Here is a 19,546-nt window from a genome sequence, read left to right on the forward strand (position 1 = left end):
GAGAGCGCGACCCTGACGGCGTTACACAGAGGTCAGAAATATTGCTAAATATCTTCCTTGAGCTTCAACAGCGGCTCCTGAAAGCGCAGCAGTCTCCCGGCGTTACCCAGCACCAACAACGTGCTGAGGTTGTGCAGCAGCGCGGCGATCATCGCCCCGGCGGCACCGAGCCAACCGAAGGCGGCGAACACCACGATCGCCAGCGTCCAGCCCAGACCGATGATCACGTTGACCTGCAACGTCCGGCGGCACTGACGACTGAGCCGCACACAAGTACCGAGACGGCGCAGGTCACTGCCGATCAACACGATGTCCGCCGAAGCCAGCGCGATATCGGCGCCGCCCGCGCCCATGGCCACACCGACGACGCCGGCCTTGAGTGCCAGCGAATCGTTGATGCCATCGCCCACCACCATCGGCCGGAAGCCGTTGTCGATTTCCTTGAGCACGCGATTGAGTTTGTCCTCAGGCAACGCCTGGGCTTCGACCTCGTGCAGGCCGACGTCTTTGGCCAAGGCCTGAGCGACGCTGTTGCGGTCACCGGTCAGCAGCAGTTGCCGCCCAAGACCCAGTTCACGCAACTCGCCAAGCGCGAAACGCGCCTCCGGTTTGACTGTGTCGGCCAGCAACAACCAGGCGAGAAATTCTCCCTGCAACGCCAGGCCGGCAATCGGCCCGTCGTGCTCCGGAACGGTTGTGGTGGTAATCCCGAGCTGCGTGAACAACTCAGGTCGACCCAGCGCGGCTTCGCCCTGCCCGGTCATGGCCACCACACCGAGGCCTTGGCGCTCGCGAATATCGCTGAGCGGCAGAATTTCTTCCTGACTGACCAGCCCCGCCAACGCCCGACTGACCGGGTGACTGCTCGCAGCGCCCAAGCTGGCGGCGAGTGCGATGACGGTTGATGAATTCGCGCGCGGGCTGTTGATCGACTGCAACCGCAATGTGCCGAATGTCAGGGTGCCGGTCTTGTCGACCACCAGCGACGTGAGGTCAGCCAGTTCCTCAAGAAACGCCGAGCTGCGGATCAGAATCCCGTGGCGCGCCGCCACCGCCACGCCGGCAATCGCCGTGGCCGGTGCCGACAACACCAGCGCACACGGGCACGCCGCGACCAACACCGCGAGCATCGCTTGCGCATCGTTGGTGACGAACCAGGTCACCGCCGCCAGCAACAACACCAGCACCATGTAGCTGCCAGCGTAACGCTCGAGCAAACGAGTGATCGGTGGTTTCGAACGCTCGGCGTTCTGCATCAGCGCGATGACTTTGCCGAGGGTCGACTCATCACCGGTGCGGGTCACTTCGATGCGCAGCAGGCCATCAAGGTTGATCGCGCCGCCAAACACCGTCATGCCGCCGCCCGCTTCGACGGGCACTGACTCACCGGTAATCGAAGCCGTGTCGAGACTCGCCTGACCGGACAACACCCGCCCATCTGCCGGCACCCGATCACCTGCGCGTACCTCGACGATATCGCCGGATTTCAACGTGCCGTTGTCCACTTCGATGATCGAGCCATCGGCCTGAACCTTGCGAGCGTGGCTGCGGGTCAGTTGGCCGAGCGCATGAATTGCTTCCTGCGAACCGATGACGCTGCGCTCCTCCAGCACGTGGCCGAAGATCATGATGATCGGCAGCAGCGCCGCCGTCAGCAGATCGCCGGTTGCCCAGGCACCAAGCATGGCCAAGGCAATCAGTTGGTCGGTGATGCCGTGCAGGCTCGGATAGCGCAGGCTGTACCACGCCGAGCGCATCACCGGAACGGCGACTAATAAAGAAGCAAAACCGAGCAGCAACTGACTCACACCGGTTTGTTCCGGCACCAGCCAACGCCAGATCAACCCCAGACCCAACAGGCCGAGCGCAAGCATGGCGAGTGTCAGTTGCCGAGCGGCGCGGCGTTGTTCAGCCGAGGACAACAGGCTCGGTGCGGCGGTCGTCGCAGTCATTGACTGGCTCCCTGAATGATCAGACGGGAATCGTCTTTCGGATCGACAGTGGTCACAGATCCAGCCTGCCCGAGAATCTTCGGCATGCGCTCGCGATAAAGGCGCAGGAGCATTTGTGGATCGGTGCTGCTGGCCAGACTCGACACCGTGGCGGTATCGGCCGAGGCTTTGGCCAAGCGTTCACCGGCTTGCGCGTGAGCCACCTGAATTGCACGGTCGGCTTGTTCGTTGGCAGTCTGAGTGAGTTTCTCGGCATCAGTGCGCGCGTTGGCCACGGCTTTATCGGCCTGCTGACTCGCGGTCAGTACTGCGTTGAACGCGCTGACCGCTGGATCTGGCAGGCTCGATTGCACATCGACCCGCGCCACTTCGATGCCGATGCCCTGCCCGCTCGCCTTCAACTCGGCCAAGCGTTTGTTAATGCCTTGCACCAAATCCCCGCGCAACCTTTCACGGCGTTCCGCCGCTTGATTGTCGGCGCCGATCAATTCCGGGCGAGCGACCAGAATGGTGTCCAGATCCCGTGCAGCCGTCAGTGCCACGGCGCTGCGGGTGACCAATCGATCCAGTGCTGGCAGCACATGATCGGCCTGCAGAACGAAGTCGTGAGGGTCGGTGACTTTGTAGAACACCCGCACATCCAGTTGCACCACGCCGGCGTCACCGGTCAATAAATAACCAGAACCGGCCAGCGCGTCGCTCAACGGTGTGGCGAACGAAGCGACGCGATCAGCCTTCAACGCTTCATCGCTGCGCAACAGGTTTTCCACTCGGCGTTCGATCACTCGATCCGCTGCTGGCAGCAAAACCACCCGTTCAAATGGCTGCGGCCACGCCAACAGCAGACCGGCGTTTTGCACGCGACCCAAAGCGCCGAAGTGCAAAACCACGGCGCGATTCTGCGGGTCGATCTGTCGGACGTTGGAGAACGCCCACGCCAGCGCGGCCAACACCGTTACTGCGTACAGGGCAAAAAAGGCCAAACGACCGGCTTGAACCCACGGACTGTTCAGCGCACGTGTTCCACGTGGAACTTCTTCACTCATGGCTGCGATCCGGATTTGCTGTCGAGTGTCGGCGGTCCGTCGACCAGCACGCGGAATGGTGCGGCGTCGGTGCGCAGAATCAGTTTGGTGTCCGGGGTGACGATGGTGCCGAGGGTATCCAACGAACGCAGCAAGTTATACAACTGCGGCGAACTGGCGTAGGCACGACCGTAAATCTGCGCGGCTTCAACGCGGGACTGTGCTTCGATTTCTGCGGCTTTCACCGTGGCATCGGCTTGCACAATTCGCGCATCGCGTTCGGCAGCGGAACGAATTTGCGCCGCTTCGCGTTTGCCGATCGCCGTGCGTTCGGTGGCAATTGTTTCACGCTCGGCGCGCATGCGATCGACCGTGGCAGTCAGCGTCACGGACGGCAAGGTCAAACGCTCGATGCCGACTTGCACGACGCGCACGCCATAAGTCGCGAGCAATTGCTGATCAATCTGTTGGCGCAACTGCGCTTCGAAATCGGTGATGCGCACTTGGCTGGCATCGGTATTCACCAGGTTCGCCAGATCGAAACTGCTCGCCGTGGTTTCCAGTGCCGAGCCGACAAAGGTACGAATCTGCCGCGCCGCTTCGTCTGGCTGGTTCTGCACCGCGCGCATGAAACGCTGCACGTTGTCCGGGTCACCCTGCACCTGCCACGCCACATAGGCCTGCACGATGATGCGCAAACCGTCGCGGGTGCCGACATCCTGCAAACCGCTGGACGTCGTCCGCAAACGCAAATCCACCGGGATCGCCGCTTCGAATGGCGCCGGCCAGCGCCAGCTCAAACCTGGCTCAAGCAATACCCGCGATGGATTGCCGAAACGGGTAATCACCGTGGCTTCCCCGGAGCGCACTTGCACCAGGCTCGCCGCTGCGATGGCGAACGCCACCAGCAACGCCGCCCATCCCATCCGCCGCCACGGGAAAGGCCCCGCCTCTTCCGGCGCACCGTGGTGATGATGCCCATGATGGGGATGATGTCCGCCGTGGCCGTGATCGTGGCCGCTGTGATCATGCGGTTCGTGAGTGTGCGACTGGCTCAATGGGCGACTCCTGGTTGAGCGGTGGTGCGCGCGGGCGTCGGGTCAGCCGGCAGCGTGAAGGTACGCAAGTCGATGGTCGGCGCATTGCTGCTGCCACCGAGGCGATGATCGAGTACCAGCAACTTGGCTTTGCTCAGGCCTTGGCTGAGTTGACCGAGGTATTGCTCCAGCACGAAGGCCTGACCGGCACTGGCGTAGGCTTTCTGTTCGGCGCTGAATTTCAGGTCTGCCGCTTGTGCGGTGGCACTGGTTTCGCGGGCGTTGGCGCTGGCCTGATCGCGGGCAAGGCTGGCCTGCAATTGCGCCTGATTACTGGCTTCGGCTGCTGCGCCACGCTCACGGGAGATCAACGCCTGCGCGCCGATCTGCGCAGCTTGAACACTGTGATAAGCGTTGGCGGCACCGGCCGGCGGGTGAATGGCTTCAACCACCGTGGCGAGAATTTCCACACCACTGTTGAGCTGTTGCAGATCGCCTTGCACCGCACGACCAATCTCCTCGCCCAGCCCTACCCGGTCTTCACCGAGCAAACCGTCGAGGGTGCGCGAGGCAAAGTCGTGCACCAGAATCCGGCTGGCGGTGCTACGAATCAGCGTCGGCACATCGGCACTGTTGTAGGTGGCCGCCAGCGCAGCTTGATCCGTCAGGCCAATGCGATAGACGAAGCGCACGTCCATGTTGACGATCTGAAAGCTCTGCTGATCGCCACGGCTGCTGGCGATGACTTGCGACTTGTCATTGACGTGACTGGCGTCCCACAGGCGATTGGCGGTGAATGGCGCAGGGCCTTCAGCGGGATCGGCTTGAGGTGGCGCGGGATTCTCGCCAACGCTGGTTGCCAGTTCATGCACCACACCGTTTTCGACGATCAACACGCGGCCCAGCGGCCAAGGCAAACCTGCGTGCAAACCAGGGCCGAACACCTGCACCGGTTTGCCGAAACGCTCATAAATGCCCCGGCCCTGCAGCGGAATTTCATGGATGCCGGTGAGCAACCATCCCACAGCAGCGACGAATGCCAGCACTGGTAGAAACGCGCGACGCATGTAGCTGAACGCCCAGATCTGCCGCAGATCGATGCCAAAGCGGTTGTGCAATTCATGCTGCAACGCGAGCAACGGTTGTGGCGGCCAGCGCAACATGTCGGCGACAAAACTGCGCGCCAGCAGCGTCGGTTCAAGCTGCTCGCGGCGGGGACTGAAGGTAGAAATAACGGCGCGCAATAGCAGCTCGATCGCCGCCAATCCCGGCAAGATGCCGATGAGTACCGCCACTCGGATCGGCCAAACCGCGTTTTCGCCAGCAAACAACAAACACAGCGCACCAAGCACCAGGCTGATGATCGCCACGCGAGTAAGTTGCGCCAGTGATCCCGCTTCTGGCCATTGCGCCGGGTTTTCCTGAGCGAGTTGGCGCTCCAGCACCAGCAAGCCGAACGCCAGCAGTAATGCCAACGCGGCACCCACCGTGGCGGACAATCCAACGGCAGCGGCAGGCAATGACAGGTTCCACACCTGTTCAATGCTCAGCGACACCAGCACGGCCCAACCGCCCAACCACAGCGTCGCAGCACCGATCTGGCCGAGCACGTGCAAACCGCGCTGACTGAGTCGATCCAGGAGCCGCTCGTACCAACCTTCAGGCGCAGGCTGCTCATCTTCGGCAACCATTGTCAGCGCGACAGGATTTATCGCCCGCGCCCGCCACTGCGTGACCCACCATGCCGATTGCAGCCCGGCGACCAGCACCAACAGCGCCGCGCTCAGATTGATCAGCAACGGCAACCACAACGACTGCGGCGCGAACAACCCGACAAAAAACGCCGACACCCAACCGGCACTCGCCAATCCGCCAAGGCCATAGGCCCAGCGCCGCAGCCGCCTGCCCTGCGTGGCCGCCTGTTGAAAGCGCGGCAGTCCGGTCACTTGCGCGCCCTCTACCTCCAGATCAACTTGCATATCACCCCAATGTCTTCAGCTCGCTGTGCATAGCGTTACGATATAACGAAAAGCGTGAAATATTCGTACACAATCATGGGTATTCAAAGACGCTCAACCTGTCGCTTGCCTGAAGCCTTGACCGAAATGTCCGGGAACGCACATATTACGTTCGTAATTTTTATCGACAGCTACTTTTAGCGATCCGCATCCATCAATCAGGAGCAAGCGCATGAGCAACTATGACGTAGTGATTCTGGGCGGCGGTCCCGGTGGTTATAACGCGGCGATCCGCGCCGGCCAATTGGGCCTCAAGGCCGCTTGCGTGGAGGGCCGGGCGACCCTCGGCGGCACCTGCCTGAACGTCGGTTGCATGCCGTCCAAAGCGTTGCTGCATGCCTCGGAGCTGTACGACGCGGCGATGGGTGCGGAATTCGCCAACCTCGGCATCGAGGTCAAACCGACGCTGAACCTCGCGCAAATGATGAAACAGAAAGACGAAAGCGTGACCGGCCTGACCAAAGGCATTGAGTTTCTCTTTCGCAAGAACAAGGTCGACTGGATCAAGGGCTGGGGCCACATTGATGGACCGGGCAAGGTCACGGTGACCGACGCTCAAGGCAGCAAAGTCGAGCTGACCGCCAAGGACATCATCATCGCCACCGGCTCCGAGCCCACTCCCCTGCCCGGCGTGGAGATCGACAACAAGCGCATTCTGGATTCAACCGGCGCGCTGTCGCTGAGCGAAGTGCCCAAGCATCTGGTGGTCATTGGTGCCGGCGTCATTGGCCTCGAATTAGGCTCGGTGTGGCGGCGACTGGGCGCGCAAGTGACGGTGGTGGAATACCTCGACCGCATCTGTCCCGGTGTCGATGGCGAGGCTGGCAAAACCCTGCAACGCTCGCTGAGCAAACAGGGGATCGCCTTCAAGTTGAGTTCGAAAGTCACCAGCGCAACGACTTCGGCCAACGTCGTGCAACTGAGTGTCGAGCCCGCAGCCGGTGGAACCGCTGAATTGCTCGAAGCCGATTACGTGCTGGTGGCCATCGGTCGTCGCCCTTACACCCAAGGCTTGGGCCTGGAGAACGTCGGCCTGAGCACCGACAAGCGCGGCATGCTTGCCAACAAGCAGCATCGCACCGAAGCCGCTGGCGTCTGGGTGATCGGCGACGTGACGTCCGGGCCGATGCTCGCGCACAAGGCTGAAGATGAAGCGATGGCCTGCGTCGAGCAGATCCACGGCAAGGCCGGTGAGGTCAATTACGACCTGATCCCCAACGTCATCTACACCAAACCGGAGCTGGCCAGCGTCGGCAAAACCGAAGAGCAGCTCAAGGCCGAGGGTCGCGCCTACAAGGTCGGTAAATTTCCGTTCACCGCCAACAGTCGGGCGAAGATCAACCATGAGACCGAAGGCTTTGCCAAAGTCCTAGCGGATGAGCGCACGGATGAAGTGCTCGGCGTGCATCTGGTCGGCCCGAGCGTGAGCGAGATGATTGGCGAATATTGTGTGGCGATGGAGTTCAGTGCGTCGGCGGAAGACATTGCGTTGACCTGTCACCCACATCCGACGCGCTCGGAAGCGTTGCGGCAGGCGGCGATGAATGTCGAGGGGATGGCGACGCAGATGTAGAAAATCAAAAGATCGCAGCCTTCGGCAGCTCCTACACGCAATGCGCGCCCCATGTAGGAGCTGCCGAAGGCTGCGATCTTTGCTTGTCAGGCCGGAAGATGTCCTAGAGGCAACGCCCCCGGCGTCTTCACCGTATGAATCGCGAAGTTGCTGCGAATGTCGCTCACCCCCGGCAACTTCAACAGACAGCCGCTTAGAAAACGGTCATACGCGCGCAGATCCGGCACCACCACTTGCAGCAGAAAGTCCGATTCACCCGACACCAGAAACGCTGAAATCACTTCCGGCAATGCCGTCACCGCTGTGTAAAACGCTTCGGCCTGTGCATCGTTGTGGCGCTCGACCTTGACCCCGACAAACACCGTCAGTCCCAAGCCGACTTCGTCGCGATCCAGATTGGCCTGATAGCCGCGAATCACCCCGGCCTCCTCCAGCATTCGCACGCGGCGCAAGCACGGCGACGCCGACAGGCCGATTTCATCCGCCAACTCGACGTTGCTCAACCGTCCATTGCGTTGCAGGGCGGCGAGGATTTTGCGGTCGAACGCATCCAGTTTCATATTTGGCAGATTCCGATTGTCAAAGCCATAGACAGCGCAGGTTATGCCAAATCTACCGGGTTTTGAAGCTGACTACGCAAGCACCTGCGGCCCACTCCGGCCCTAGACTGAGCGCACCGAATCGACAACGAAAGGAGCGCAATGTGGCAAGTCTCTGGCTGTTTTTTCTGGCGCTGGCGGTGGTGTTTCTGTTGCCCGGCCCAGACATGATCCTGTTGCTGCAAACCGGTGCCCGGCAGGGACGAAGCGCCGCGCTGGCGACGGCCATCGGCCTCGGGATTGCCCGGGGCTGTCATGTGGCGTTAGCGGCGTTGGGGTTGGCGGCGCTGTTCAAGGCTGCACCGTGGACGTTCGACGTGGTCAGGCTGGCCGGCGCGGCCTATCTGCTGTGGATCGGCATTCAATGCCTGCGCAGCACACTGTTGCCAGATCTGCAGGCCGGCGAAATGGCCGACAGCCACGGACAATGGCGCGAAGCGGTGCGCCGGGGTCTGTTGACCAATCTGCTCAATCCCAAAGCGTTGCTGTTCTGCTCGGTATTGCTGCCGCAATTCATCGTCAATGACGGCGCGCCGGTCCTGAGCCAATTTGCCCTGCTCGGCGCGCTGCTGGTCGGTATCGGCCTGTTGTTCGATTGCGCCTACGCCTTGACCGGCGCCGCGCTGGGCCGTTGGCTGCAACACAGTCCAACGGCGCAACGGGTGCAGCAATGGCTGTTCGGCAGCCTGTTGATCGGCTTCGCGGTGCGCCTGACCTTCGTCCAGCAGGCTTAGCCTTTGCGGGCCTTGCGTTGGCGACGGGTGATCAACAACAACGCCGCAGCGCTGACCAGCACAATCGCGCCGATCTGCACTGGCCACTTGTACGGCCGTAGCGAGGAGCGCACGGCATCGGTGACCTGGGTGACGTAGCGCTTGTCGGCGTTGGCGAAATCCGGGAACGGACATTGATGGCCAAAGTCTCCCGCCCACAATACGTAAGGCCCTTCTTTGACGTAGCGCTGATACAGCGCGCTCTGTTCTTCGAGACTGCTGTTCCAACCGACGGCATTGCACAGCACAGCGGCAAATGCCTGACTGGTATGCGGCAGATTGTCGGCGGCTCGATTGGCCAGTGCAGTGGCGACAAAGCGGTAGTGGTAACGCTGAACGGGCTGAGCCGCACTGGCCTGCTGGCGTTTGACTTCCGCTTCGGACACCAGTGGCCCGACTTTCAGCTCCGTAGCTTCCAGACTGAAATTGCCCTCGAACGTGGCGTAATCCGGAGCCATCTCGTAGCCAAGGATTTCCATGCCCCAATCACGGGCAGCCTGTGCAGCCATGAACAGAGCGCTGGCGCGTTTGGTCGGCCACCAGGCAGATTCAGCGGCCAGACGTTGCTCGCCGTAGTGTCGGGCCTTGGCTTGTAAATCAGGGTTGTCAAAGTAACCGTAGGCCTGTTCATAACGCCCCCCCCGCAGCAAACGCCGACCAAGCAGATTACGCAGGCTGGCGGCGACCGGCAGCGGCACGTAATTGTCGCGTTCCTGCTGAGTCAGCGCGGGCGGAGCCGGCACATTGTCGTCGACGTATTGCTTGAGTTCGTCGACGGTCAACACGCGCTCGGCAACCGTCGCCGCGTCGAACCAGTAAGTGCTGTTGCTGCGATACAACTGCACGAACGCTTGCAGGTATTCGCCGCGCTGCAGGGCGAGAATCGCGCTTTCACCCTCGACCCGGCATTTCGGCTGCAGGCTTTCGTAAGCCCAGTCCGGTGTACGGCGATAACCCCAATCTTCTTTCTGCGGGAAGGCTTGCGCAGCTTTCGAGTAGGCAGCGGCGGCGGCATTTTTATCGCCGTCACGCACCGCCAGTTTGGCCCGCAGCCACCACGCCAGTCCGCCGTCGCCAGCGTTTTCGAGGAAGGCCTTGGCGCTGGCGTAATCGCCCTGTTGATAACTCATCGCTGCCAGACGATCAGCGTTTTCCAGGCTGCCACGGGTGCTGTTTTGCAGCAGCTTCACCAGTTTCTTTTCGTTCGGCGGCTCGTCACCAAACGACCAGCCCTGGCGGCTGACCAAGGATGCCGTGACCAGTTGCTGCACCGATTTATGCTGGAGCAACTCGGCCAGTTCGGCCTCGGGCAACTCCGCCAGTTCATTCATCAACTGCTTGAGCGAGGTGTAACCGACCGCTGAGCCGTGCAGATTCTGCGCTTCGTACAACTCGATGGCGCCGTTCCAGTCGCCCGCCGTACGCAGCACCCGCGCCTCTTCGCCGAGACTGGCGACACCCAGTTCCAGCGGATCGCTGAAACCGTCGATGCTGAGCTGCCGGGCCTGACGGAACGCGTCACGGGACTGTTCCAGCGCCGTCACCGCAGCGCCAGCCTCGCTGCTCATGGCAAACCAGGTGCGCCCCAGCGAATACGCCGCCCAGGTGCTGCGCAACGGACGCTGATCCGCCGGCAGCGCCAGCAGCTTGTTGAAATATTCCACGGCCAGTTGATGTTCGCCGGTGGCAAACGCCACCGCACCGGCCACGTACAAGCGGATTTCCGTCGGCAGACTGGCGCCCTGCACCTCGACCTGATGCGCATCGCTCAACCCGCGCAGCTGCTTGACCAGCGCCTGTTGTTCGGCGCTCAAACCCAACTGTTCGGCCTGCTCTCGCGCCTCGGCGGCAGCGTTTTCTTCGCCATACAGATCGTTGGGATTGTGCGTCGCTGCCGTGACGTTCTTCAGTCCGACGATGGCTTTGCCGAGGCGGCTCAGTTCGAAGTTGAAGTTACCCTCCGGCAGATCGGCCAGGGTCTGCGCACGGTCATCGAGCAGGCGCATCGGGAAGTCCGGGCCGCAGGCCAGCGCCGACCCCAGCGGCAAGCAGAGGCTCAGACAGAGCAGATGGCGGGGCCAGTTACGGGTCAACATGCGAACCTCCTTGATCAATATGTGCACAGCGCGCCCAACCGATGGCGCGTTGTCCGTTCGCCGGCATTCGGCCGTCACGCAGGCGGGTGAAGGTAAGCAGATCCGGGCCTTGTTGCAATGCATAACCGGCGAGCGCGTCGGCGCCTTCACAGCCTCGCGTCTTCAAGGTGATGCGCGTTGGCCAGGCATGGTCGAGGTTGCCGGGGTTGTCGAGCTTGATGTCGTAGAGACCGTTGTGTTCGCTGAATGTCACGCCGAGCCGACTGACCAATTGTTCGCCCCGTGCCACGGCGCGCAACGTGGTCAGGCTCCAGGCGCGACGGTCATTGGCCAGCGGCAAGCGAAACCAGATCAACCCGGCCAGATGCGCCGGCGGCTCGTCTCGCAAGGTCTTGCCGAGTTGGCTCAATTGCAGCGGATCGGCGAGCAGCTCCCGACGCGCGCCGCCCCGCTCAATTTGCACTTCGCTTTCTACCAGCGGCGCCCCGCCGTCATCCGGCAATAGCGCGACGCCGTAGGCTGGCAGCGCGAGATAAAAAGGTTTATCGGTGATTCGCGCCCAGGCCTTGGCCCACTTCAACGCCTGATCAGCATCGAACAGGCCCCGGCGCGGATCGCTGACGGCGTGGACTTGCAGCACGCTGCTGTCGACGGTTTGCAGAAGTGCAGGCAGTTGCGCACTGTCGAGCCAGGCCGGCAGTGCAGTGATGCTCAGCGGAATGTTGTCTGTCAATGCCGAGCGCAGATGTTTGAGGAACTCAGCGTAGGCCGGCAGACGCGCATTGCCGGCATCGTGATCGATTTCGACGCCACTCAGCGTCAGGCCTTGCGCCTGCCAATCGGCGAGCAGCTGAAGGATTTGCGCGGTGACTTGATCCTGATCCAGCGACTTGAGCTGGCCGTCGAGACGGATCACCGCAATCAGCGGACGGCCATCGGCTTTCAATAGCGGTGCGTCTATCAGCGCCCTGCTCCATCCGGCATTCGGGAAGGCTTGCAGCGCGAGCACGCGCAGTGTCGAGAAGTCATCGTGGCTGTCGCGCAACGCCGCCTCATGGGCCGGCGTCCATTGGCGTTGCCAGATGTAGAGTTGTTGGTCGAGGGGTGGCGCGTCGTGCTGCTCGCAACCCGAGAGCAACAATCCCAAAAGCAGCCCGACAATAAAGCGCATACCTTCCCAATCCCTGACATTACAAGGCTGCAAGGTTACACAAAAACCCCGTAGGAGCTGTCGAGTGAAACGAGGCTGCGATCTTTTGATCTTGTTTTTAGAATCAAGATCAAAAGATCGCAGCGTGCCGCAGCTCCTACAGAGGTGTCGCGGGTTTACGGGCGATGATCACCTGGCTCTTCGCGACAACGGCATCCAGCGCCTGCTTGATCTGCGCGCCACGCGGCGAACTCAGCACCGCTTGCCAGGTATCGGCCCAGTGATTGAGCAAGGGGTGATCGGGGTTGCTGAAATCGACCTTGGCTTCCCAGAACAGCAGCATCCACATCGACCAATAAAACCCGTATTGACTGTGGCTGATGATCTCCAGCCCCGCGTCGCTGACCATCGCCTTGAACTGTTCTTCGCTGATGATGCGAATGTGGTTGGGCTTCTGGAAATACTCGGCGGCGGCGATGTCTTTTTGCAGATCTTCGGAGCTTGGGTGCGGCACGCTGAGCAAATACAGCGCGCCGGGTTTGCCCACGCGCACCAGCTCCGCGAGAAACTGTGCCGGATCGTCGACGTGCTCGATGACCTCGGTGGAGACCACACGCGTCGCCGTGGCATCGGCAATCGGCAGCGGATTGCAGTCGGTGACGTGGCATTCGACCTCCCGCGCCGGTGTGTCGCTGAGACGCTGGCGGGTTGCTTCGACCTTGGCGCCGTCGATGTCGGCGATGATGATCTTCGCCCCACGCATGCCGCAGAAATGCACATTGCCGCCGTCGCCGCAGCCGACATCGAGCAGCGTATCGTCGGCGCTCACCGGAAAGTCTTTGAATAGCTCGCCGGTTTCCTGATTGAACCAGCCACTGAGCATCGCATCGTGCAGGCCGAGCATGTATGGATCGGTCTTCTCGGCAGTCGCGACAGGCTGCGCGGGGGCCGGTGCAGGCGTGCCCGCCGTGAGTTTCTTCAAAAGGCTCAGCATGAGGTGGCTCCAGAGGATGGGACGGCGGTTCGCGAAGTACCGAGGCGTTTGACCAGCGCGGCACCGCGATTGCGCATGGGCATTTCGACGAAGCGGTAATTCAGTTCACTGAGCAGCACGATCAGACCGAACGCCAGCAACAGCGTGAGGATCGGGTGCCCGGCCGGGCTCGGCAGGCCGGCGGTTTGCAGGCGAAAGATCAGTTCGCGCACCAGTTGATAGGCCGGAATATGGATCAGGTAGATGCCGTAGGAGCGGCTGCCCACCCAGGCCAGCACACGCTGAACGCCACCGGCCGGCATCAGGTAATCGCGGTTGTACGAAGCAATCCACACCAGCAACGCGCTGAGCACGGCGATCACGCCGATGCGGTAATTGACGAAGGTAAAACGGTCGGTAGCCATGTAGCTCATGAGTACGCCGATCACCACCAGCGCCGCAATCCCCGCCCACGGTCGACGCAAGAACGTCGGTTGCCAGCGCTGATAGCTCGGCTGTGCGCTCCACATGGCGAGCAACACGCCGAGCGCCAGCGCATCGGTGCGCACCACCATCAGCAGCGGCGTGCGCAAGGTGAACAGTTGCACCGCGACCAGCGCCAGCAGCGCCCAGACCAGATGCTTGCGGCACAGCACAATCAGTAGCGGGAACAGCAGGTAAAACTGCTCCTCCAGCGACAGGCTCCAATAGACGAAACTGCTGCCGTATTCGTAATGAAAGAAACTGTCGGCAAAGCGGAAGTTGGCGTACTGAAAGACCCCCGCCAGTGTCGCTTGCAGGTTGGCGGACAGCGTACCGAACGCCCCGGAACGATTGACGAACAGACACGCCAGCAACATCAACGCCAGCCACAGCCACGCAGAAGGCAAGAGTCGAAAGGCCCGGCGCAGCCAGAAATTGCGCGTCTGCTGCCAGTATTCCTGGCGCGTGATGCAGCCTTGCAGCGCCGGGATCAGGCTGCGCGCAATCACAAACCCGGAGATGGCGAAGAATAGATCGACGCCCCACCAGGGCTGCGCCCAGGCATGGATTTTTTCCAGCAAGGGCACCGCGTCAGTGAACAGGCTGCCCTGCAGGTGATGGAACAGCACGCCCAGCACCGCAATGGCGCGCAGGACTTCAATGTCCATGATCCGTCTGCTGTTCATGCTTGAGGAGATTCCACGAGGGTCGCGTTGAGTTCGAGCAACTGCGCGAAGAACACCTGCAAACGCTGCTCGGCCACCGCTTGGCTGCAGAATCCTTGCAGGCTATGGACGGCTTGCGCTGACATCTGTGCGTAACGCTGCGGATGATTTTTCGCCACGTCGTAACTGGCTTGATAGGCCCGGCACAACGACGCCCAGTTGGTCACATAACGCAACGTTCGGAAGGCCTTGCGCGGGTCGTGCGGCCAGGCTGTGAGTTCGTCGGTGGACTCGATCAGGAACGCGTTTTCGGCGCTCAGGTAATCGATCATCGCCGTAGTACGTGGCGCCACCGCCGGTTTGCCGCAGGACATGAATTCCATCAGCGGCAGGCACTGGCCTTCGCCGTAGGAAGTGTTCACTACGTAGCGGGTCGCTTGCACCAGTCGCTCGTAATCGGGGTCGGCGAGATAGCCGTAGATCAACACGATGCGGCAGCGATAGGACTGGTTCTTGTACAAGTGATGGAGGATGTCGCCGAGGGCTTCCTCGGCATCGTGATGGGTGAGCTTGAGCACCAGCGTAGCGTCGTCGACGTCGCGAAAACTCACGCAGAAGGCACTGAGCATGTCTTCCCAATTCTTGCGCCCATCGCCGGGGTTGAACACCGAGGTGTACACCACGCCGTCGAGCAGCAGTTCCTGTTCGGTGATCGGTGCGGCGAAATCGATGCCTTTGCCACGGCGCAGATGTTCCGGGCCGAACGCATTCAGGTCGAGGGTTCGGCTGTCGGCGACCAGCCCCTTGATCTTCAGGCGGAACGACTGGCTCGGCATTTGCCCCTGCAACTGCGCGCCCCGTGCAGCGAAGCGATCCCACACCGGCGCAGGTACGGCGACAATCGGGTAGTCGGCGCCCATCGCCTCACGCACCGCGTTGACGGTGTAGCTGGAATGGGTGATCGCCGCGCCACAGGCCCGCAGCACGGTGCGCCAGTCGTTGCGCGGTTCACCGGCAAAGGCTTCGTTGGGGATGGTGCTGAATTCCCAGGCAAACACCGGCAACGTCGGACACGCCAGATGCACCGGGGTGCGATGCGGCGGCGAGAACGACAGAAACACACAAGGCTCGCCCCGGCTCAAACACTCCAGATACAGCGCATCGACCTCGCGCTGGGGATCAACGACTTCCACCACTCGCCCAAGACGTTCGAGCACCGGTCGGTATTCCTTGAGCACGAAGTAATAGCTGTACTCCGAACGCCCGAGATTCTGCGCGATGGTGTGCTGGTTGGTTTCCGAATGAATGATGATCAGCATGAGGCGTTGTCCGTCACTGGCGCGGCGTCGGTGGTGTTCGGTGCCAGCCCGAAAAAGTCCGCCATGCGCGTTTGCACCGGAGCAAAGGCGCAGTAATCGTGCATGCGCTGTACGGCGGCGGCCGACATCCGCTGGTAATCCTGCGGCTGTGCCTTGGCCACCCGATAGCTCTGCTCGTAGGCGTTTTTCAGCGAACCCCAGTCCGGGCGGTAACGCAGGGTGCGGTAGATGATCCGCGTGTCCTGCGGCCAGATCGTCAGCTCCTCGCTGGACTTGACCACGAACGCCACCGACTCATCAATGTAGTCTTCCATCGCCGTGTGATCCGGCGCGATCACCGGTTTGCCGCTGGACATGAATTCCATCAACGGCAGACACAACCCTTCACAGCGCGAAGCGTTGACATAGAAACTCGCGGCGTCATAGAGCTTCGCGTACTGCGCATCGTCGAGATAACCGTGCATCACCACTACCCGGCAGGCGAACGGGGTGAGTTGCGCGAGCAACGTCATCATTTCGCTGTAGTAGGACGCCAGATCGTTCTGGGTGATTTTCAATACCAGCGTCGCGTCGGGGGTTTCACGAAACGCCCAGCAGAATGCGGTGATCAGTTGATGCCAGTTCTTGCGGCCATCCTTGGGATTGAACACGGTGACGTAGATCACACCGTCGACGCGGGTTTGGACTACCGCGGTGGTGTCCGGCAGATCCAGCGGCGGTGGCTCGATGATTGGCAGCGGTTGTGGGCCACAAATGGTCGGCAGGCGTTGTTCGAGCCAGCCGTGCAGGTTCTCCGAAACCAGATCGCGCAGGCCTTCCCAATACCAGTTGTGCAGAAACTTCACGCGCGGCACTGGCTCTGCCTGCTTACGCCCCAAGTCCAGCGCCCACAGGCGCAGGTAATGCCGGGCAATCACCAGACGCCGCTTGAGCGTCAGCGGCGGCGGGCGGGCAGCTTCGAGTTCGGCAGCCAGCGCGGCCTCCTCTTCAGCCGTCAACGGCGGCGGGATCAAGGCATCGGCCGACAACCCCAGCGTGCGTGAATCGAAAATGCAGCCCTTGATCGCTAGCGTCGCGCCCGGGTTGACCGGCGCAGGTACATGCTGCTGACGAATGGCGGCGAAGTTTTCCCACAGCGGTGTCGGCAATACCAACACCGGAAAGTCTTCGCCCATGGCGCGGCGAATGGCGCGGGCGGTGTGGCTCGACAGGGTGATCACACGGCCCTGGCGGGCGAGCATCTGCGTCCAGTCCTGACGCGGATCGTTGTCCCACTGCTCATCGGGGATCGAATCGAACTCCCACGCCACCACGCAAATCGTCGGGCATTGCAGATCGACCGGGGTTTTCTGCGGTGGCGTGAAGGACAGGAACACACTGTCTTCGCCGGCGGCGAGCAGTTGTTGGTGAAGCGCATCGACTTCGGCGGTGGACGCCACCACATGCACGCGTCCAAGGCTTTCCAGCACCGGGCGATAAGCCTTGAGCACGAAGTAATAGCTGTATTCAGGACGCCCCAGGCTTTGGCTGATGGAGCTGTCGTTGACGTCCGAGTAGAGAATGAAATTCATGGCATCCCACGATGAAACTGCCGTCCTGGCAACTTCATGCTATGACGGCCAAGCCTCGGATCGAGTCGGCAATGCCGTTCTCGCCCTGGGTCCTGGAGCACGTCTTCGTTCTTGTTTTAGTGGTCGGTTTCACCCTGCGTCGCGCTCCCGAAATCAACGTCCGGGTTGCCGCGACGAGGGGCATTCTAAACACATCCGTTGAGCATTCGTGAACCGTCCGGCGAGAATAAATCGGGCTACGCTGACGAGAACTGACCGGTCACGGTTGGACCTGTTGAAATTGCCGCGCAATTGGCACAGATTGGCAACCAAACAACTACAACAATGACTTCGCCCCTCGTCCTGCCGGTTTTTTCTATCGGTCTGACAGACTTCCCCTCAAAGCCTGTGGGAAAGTGGCGCAAGTTCAAGACCAAGGGGTCGCTGTTTGAAAAAGCGTCTGTTCGTCACGGGTCTCAGTGGATTCGTGGGACAACATATTCAGTCTCGTCTGGCGTCGCCTGATTCGTCGTGGGAGCTGCTGCCTGCCGCGGCCTCCTACGACCTGACAGAGCCCGACAGCCTCATCGATGTGTGGCCACAATTGCCCGACGCCGTCATTCATCTGGCCGGGCAGACCTTCGTCCCCGAAGCCTTTCGCGATCCGGCGCGTACCCTCGAGATCAATCTGCTCGGCACCCTCAATCTGTTGCAAGCGCTCAAGGCCCGCGGCTTTCAGGGCACCTTCCTTTATGTCAGCTCGGGCGATGTCTACGGTCAGGTCGGCGAAAACGACTTGCCGATCACCGAACAACAACCGCCCTGCCCGCGCAACCCTTACGCGGTGAGCAAGCTGTCCGCCGAGTTTCTCAGCCTGCAATGGGGCCTGAGCGAAGGCTGGCCAGTGCTGGTGGCGCGGCCGTTCAATCACATCGGCACCGGGCAGAAAGACAGTTTCGTCATTGCCAGCGCTGCCCGCCAGATCAGCCGGATCAAGCAAGGTCTGCAAGCGCCGCAACTGGAGGTCGGCGACATCGACGTGACACGTGATTTTCTCGATGTCGGCGATGTCGTCTCGGCCTACTTCGCGCTGCTGGAAAAAGGCACGCCGGGGCAGGTCTACAACATTTGCTCGGGCCGCGAGCAAAGCATCCGCAGCCTGATCGAACAGCTGGGCGATCTGGCCGAGGTCGAGATGCAACTGGTTCAGGATCCAGCGCGCATGCGTCGCGCTGATCAGCGCCGCGTTTGCGGCAGCCACGCAAGACTGGCGAAAACCACAGGATGGGCGCCAGAAATCACCACACAACAATCCCTGCGGGCGATCCTGTCCGACTGGGAGATGCGAGTACGACAAGAATGACAAAAAGTGCACTGATCACAGGGATCACCGGCCAGGACGGCGCGTATCTGGCCAAGTTGCTGCTCGACAAGGGCTACAAGGTTCATGGTCTGGTCGCACGGCGCAGCAGCGATTCGCGCTGGCGCCTGCGCGAGATGGGCGTCGAAGCCGACATCGTCTACCTCGACGGTGACATGGCCGATGCCTGCTCGGTGCAGCGCGCGGTCATCAAGTCGGCACCGGACGAGGTGTATAACCTCGCCGCGCAAAGTTTTGTCGCCGCCTCCTGGGATCAACCGGTCACCACCGGCATCGTCGACGGTCTGGGCGTCACGCACCTGCTCGAAGCGATCCGCCAGTTCAGCCCGCACACGCGCTTTTACCAGGCTTCGACCAGCGAAATGTTCGGCCTGATCCAGGCTGAGCAACAGGACGAGAACACGCCGTTCTACCCGCGCAGCCCGTACGGCGTGGCCAAGCTGTACGGTCACTGGATCACCGTCAACTACCGCGAAAGCTTCAACCTGCACGCCAGCAGCGGCATTCTCTTCAACCACGAATCGCCACTGCGCGGCATCGAGTTCGTGACCCGCAAAGTTACCGACGCTGCCGCCCGCATCAAGCAGGGCAAACAGCACGAACTGGCCCTGGGCAACATCGACGCCAAACGCGACTGGGGTTTTGCCGGCGACTACGTCGAAGCCATGTGGCTGATGCTGCAACAGGACAAGCCTGACGATTTCGTGGTCGCCACCGGCGTCACCACCACGGTGCGCGAAATGTGCCGCATCGCCTTCGATCACGTCGGCCTCAACTACCGCGACTACGTGAAGATCGACCCGGCGTTTTTCCGCCCGGCTGAAGTCGAAGTGCTGCTCGGCAATCCGGCCAAGGCCCAGCGTGTGCTGGGCTGGAAGCCGAAAACCGACCTGGATACCTTGATCCGCATGATGATGGATGCGGACATGAAACGCGTCGCCAAGGAGTAGGC

The 19,546-nt window shown here is 61.5% G+C and carries 15 protein-coding genes; 4 read left to right on the plus strand and 11 right to left on the minus strand.

The features are described 5' to 3' along the window. Window positions 1-44: 44 nt before the first annotated feature. The 4 genes from AC3Y64_RS28080 to hflK (AC3Y64_RS28095) are packed head-to-tail and all read right to left on the minus strand — an operon-like array spanning window position 45 to window position 5,993. The gene (locus AC3Y64_RS28080) at window positions 45-1,952 is read right to left on the minus strand and encodes a heavy metal translocating P-type ATPase (RefSeq protein WP_489985955.1); all 1,908 of its coding nucleotides are present in this window, start codon (window positions 1,950-1,952) and stop codon (window positions 45-47) included. After that, on the minus strand, window positions 1,949-2,998 hold the full coding sequence (hflK, locus tag AC3Y64_RS28085; protein ID WP_489985956.1) for a protease modulator HflK: 1,050 nt from the start codon (window positions 2,996-2,998) through the stop codon (window positions 1,949-1,951). The genes AC3Y64_RS28080 and hflK (AC3Y64_RS28085) overlap by 4 nt, the downstream gene beginning before the upstream one ends. Beyond that, entirely contained in the window at window positions 2,995-4,035 is a 1,041-nt protein-coding gene (hflC, locus tag AC3Y64_RS28090; RefSeq protein ID WP_489985957.1) for a protease modulator HflC, read from the minus strand. Before hflC ends, hflK (AC3Y64_RS28085) begins: the two co-directional genes overlap by 4 nt. Continuing rightward, the gene (gene hflK, locus AC3Y64_RS28095) at window positions 4,032-5,993 is read right to left on the minus strand and encodes a protease modulator HflK (RefSeq protein ID WP_489985958.1); all 1,962 of its coding nucleotides are present in this window, start codon (window positions 5,991-5,993) and stop codon (window positions 4,032-4,034) included. Before hflK (AC3Y64_RS28095) ends, hflC begins: the two co-directional genes overlap by 4 nt. Before the next feature lie 211 nt (window positions 5,994-6,204). Here hflK (AC3Y64_RS28095) and lpdA point away from each other — a divergent pair, with 211 nt between their 5' ends. Continuing rightward, window positions 6,205-7,605: a dihydrolipoyl dehydrogenase gene (gene lpdA, locus AC3Y64_RS28100; protein WP_489985959.1), complete on the plus strand. Its 1,401-nt coding sequence runs from the start codon at window positions 6,205-6,207 to the stop codon at window positions 7,603-7,605. An 86-nt stretch (window positions 7,606-7,691) separates the two neighbouring features. Here lpdA and AC3Y64_RS28105 read toward each other — a convergent pair whose 3' ends face one another. Beyond that, window positions 7,692-8,165: an Lrp/AsnC family transcriptional regulator gene (locus AC3Y64_RS28105; RefSeq protein WP_095119717.1), complete on the minus strand. Its 474-nt coding sequence runs from the start codon at window positions 8,163-8,165 to the stop codon at window positions 7,692-7,694. A 143-nt stretch (window positions 8,166-8,308) separates the two neighbouring features. On the opposite strand from AC3Y64_RS28105, the gene AC3Y64_RS28110 reads away from it, so the two are divergent. After that, a complete protein-coding gene (locus AC3Y64_RS28110; protein ID WP_489985960.1) occupies window positions 8,309-8,938 on the plus strand; it encodes a LysE family translocator in 630 nt (209 codons plus the stop codon). On the opposite strand, the gene AC3Y64_RS28115 is transcribed toward AC3Y64_RS28110, so the two are convergent. The 6 genes from AC3Y64_RS28115 to AC3Y64_RS28140 all read right to left on the minus strand — a co-directional run bounded on the left by AC3Y64_RS28115 (window position 8,935) and on the right by AC3Y64_RS28140 (window position 17,234). After that, window positions 8,935-11,073 (minus strand): hypothetical protein, encoded by a 2,139-nt coding sequence (locus tag AC3Y64_RS28115; RefSeq protein WP_489985961.1) that lies wholly within the window; start codon window positions 11,071-11,073, stop codon window positions 8,935-8,937. The genes AC3Y64_RS28110 and AC3Y64_RS28115 overlap by 4 nt on opposite strands. Beyond that, entirely contained in the window at window positions 11,060-12,244 is a 1,185-nt protein-coding gene (locus tag AC3Y64_RS28120) for a DUF3142 domain-containing protein (protein ID WP_489985962.1), read from the minus strand. The genes AC3Y64_RS28115 and AC3Y64_RS28120 overlap by 14 nt, the downstream gene beginning before the upstream one ends. A 136-nt stretch (window positions 12,245-12,380) precedes the next feature. Beyond that, on the minus strand, window positions 12,381-13,217 hold the full coding sequence (locus AC3Y64_RS28125; RefSeq protein WP_489985963.1) for a class I SAM-dependent methyltransferase: 837 nt from the start codon (window positions 13,215-13,217) through the stop codon (window positions 12,381-12,383). Continuing rightward, window positions 13,211-14,365 (minus strand): acyltransferase family protein, encoded by a 1,155-nt coding sequence (locus AC3Y64_RS28130; RefSeq protein WP_489985964.1) that lies wholly within the window; start codon window positions 14,363-14,365, stop codon window positions 13,211-13,213. Before AC3Y64_RS28130 ends, AC3Y64_RS28125 begins: the two co-directional genes overlap by 7 nt. Further along, window positions 14,362-15,663: a glycosyltransferase gene (locus tag AC3Y64_RS28135; protein WP_489985965.1), complete on the minus strand. Its 1,302-nt coding sequence runs from the start codon at window positions 15,661-15,663 to the stop codon at window positions 14,362-14,364. Before AC3Y64_RS28135 ends, AC3Y64_RS28130 begins: the two co-directional genes overlap by 4 nt. Next, window positions 15,657-17,234, minus strand: a complete 1,578-nt coding sequence (locus AC3Y64_RS28140; protein ID WP_489985966.1) for a glycosyltransferase — start codon at window positions 17,232-17,234, stop codon at window positions 15,657-15,659. The genes AC3Y64_RS28135 and AC3Y64_RS28140 overlap by 7 nt, the downstream gene beginning before the upstream one ends. A 427-nt stretch (window positions 17,235-17,661) precedes the next feature. Here AC3Y64_RS28140 and AC3Y64_RS28145 point away from each other — a divergent pair, with 427 nt between their 5' ends. Beyond that, window positions 17,662-18,576, plus strand: a complete 915-nt coding sequence (locus AC3Y64_RS28145) for a GDP-mannose 4,6-dehydratase (protein WP_489985967.1) — start codon at window positions 17,662-17,664, stop codon at window positions 18,574-18,576. Next, on the plus strand, window positions 18,573-19,544 hold the full coding sequence (gene gmd, locus AC3Y64_RS28150) for a GDP-mannose 4,6-dehydratase (RefSeq protein ID WP_105704732.1): 972 nt from the start codon (window positions 18,573-18,575) through the stop codon (window positions 19,542-19,544). Before AC3Y64_RS28145 ends, gmd begins: the two co-directional genes overlap by 4 nt. Window positions 19,545-19,546 lie beyond the last annotated feature (2 nt).

The sequence above is a fragment of the Pseudomonas sp. 4CAES_32.4 genome (genome assembly GCF_058136335.1).

Coding starts and splice junctions, on each gene's coding strand:
- AC3Y64_RS28080 (WP_489985955.1), bottom strand. CDS start 1,952: ATGACTGCGACGACCGCCGCACCGAGCCTGTTGTCCTCGGCTGAACAA.
- hflK (WP_489985956.1), bottom strand. CDS start 2,998: ATGAGTGAAGAAGTTCCACGTGGAACACGTGCGCTGAACAGTCCGTGG.
- hflK (WP_489985958.1), bottom strand. CDS start 5,993: ATGCAAGTTGATCTGGAGGTAGAGGGCGCGCAAGTGACCGGACTGCCG.
- lpdA (WP_489985959.1), top strand. CDS start 6,205: ATGAGCAACTATGACGTAGTGATTCTGGGCGGCGGTCCCGGTGGTTAT.
- AC3Y64_RS28105 (WP_095119717.1), bottom strand. CDS start 8,165: ATGAAACTGGATGCGTTCGACCGCAAAATCCTCGCCGCCCTGCAACGC.
- AC3Y64_RS28115 (WP_489985961.1), bottom strand. CDS start 11,073: ATGTTGACCCGTAACTGGCCCCGCCATCTGCTCTGTCTGAGCCTCTGC.
- AC3Y64_RS28120 (WP_489985962.1), bottom strand. CDS start 12,244: ATGCGCTTTATTGTCGGGCTGCTTTTGGGATTGTTGCTCTCGGGTTGC.
- AC3Y64_RS28125 (WP_489985963.1), bottom strand. CDS start 13,217: ATGCTGAGCCTTTTGAAGAAACTCACGGCGGGCACGCCTGCACCGGCC.
- AC3Y64_RS28130 (WP_489985964.1), bottom strand. CDS start 14,365: ATGAACAGCAGACGGATCATGGACATTGAAGTCCTGCGCGCCATTGCG.
- AC3Y64_RS28135 (WP_489985965.1), bottom strand. CDS start 15,663: ATGCTGATCATCATTCATTCGGAAACCAACCAGCACACCATCGCGCAG.
- AC3Y64_RS28140 (WP_489985966.1), bottom strand. CDS start 17,234: ATGAATTTCATTCTCTACTCGGACGTCAACGACAGCTCCATCAGCCAA.
- gmd (WP_105704732.1), top strand. CDS start 18,573: ATGACAAAAAGTGCACTGATCACAGGGATCACCGGCCAGGACGGCGCG.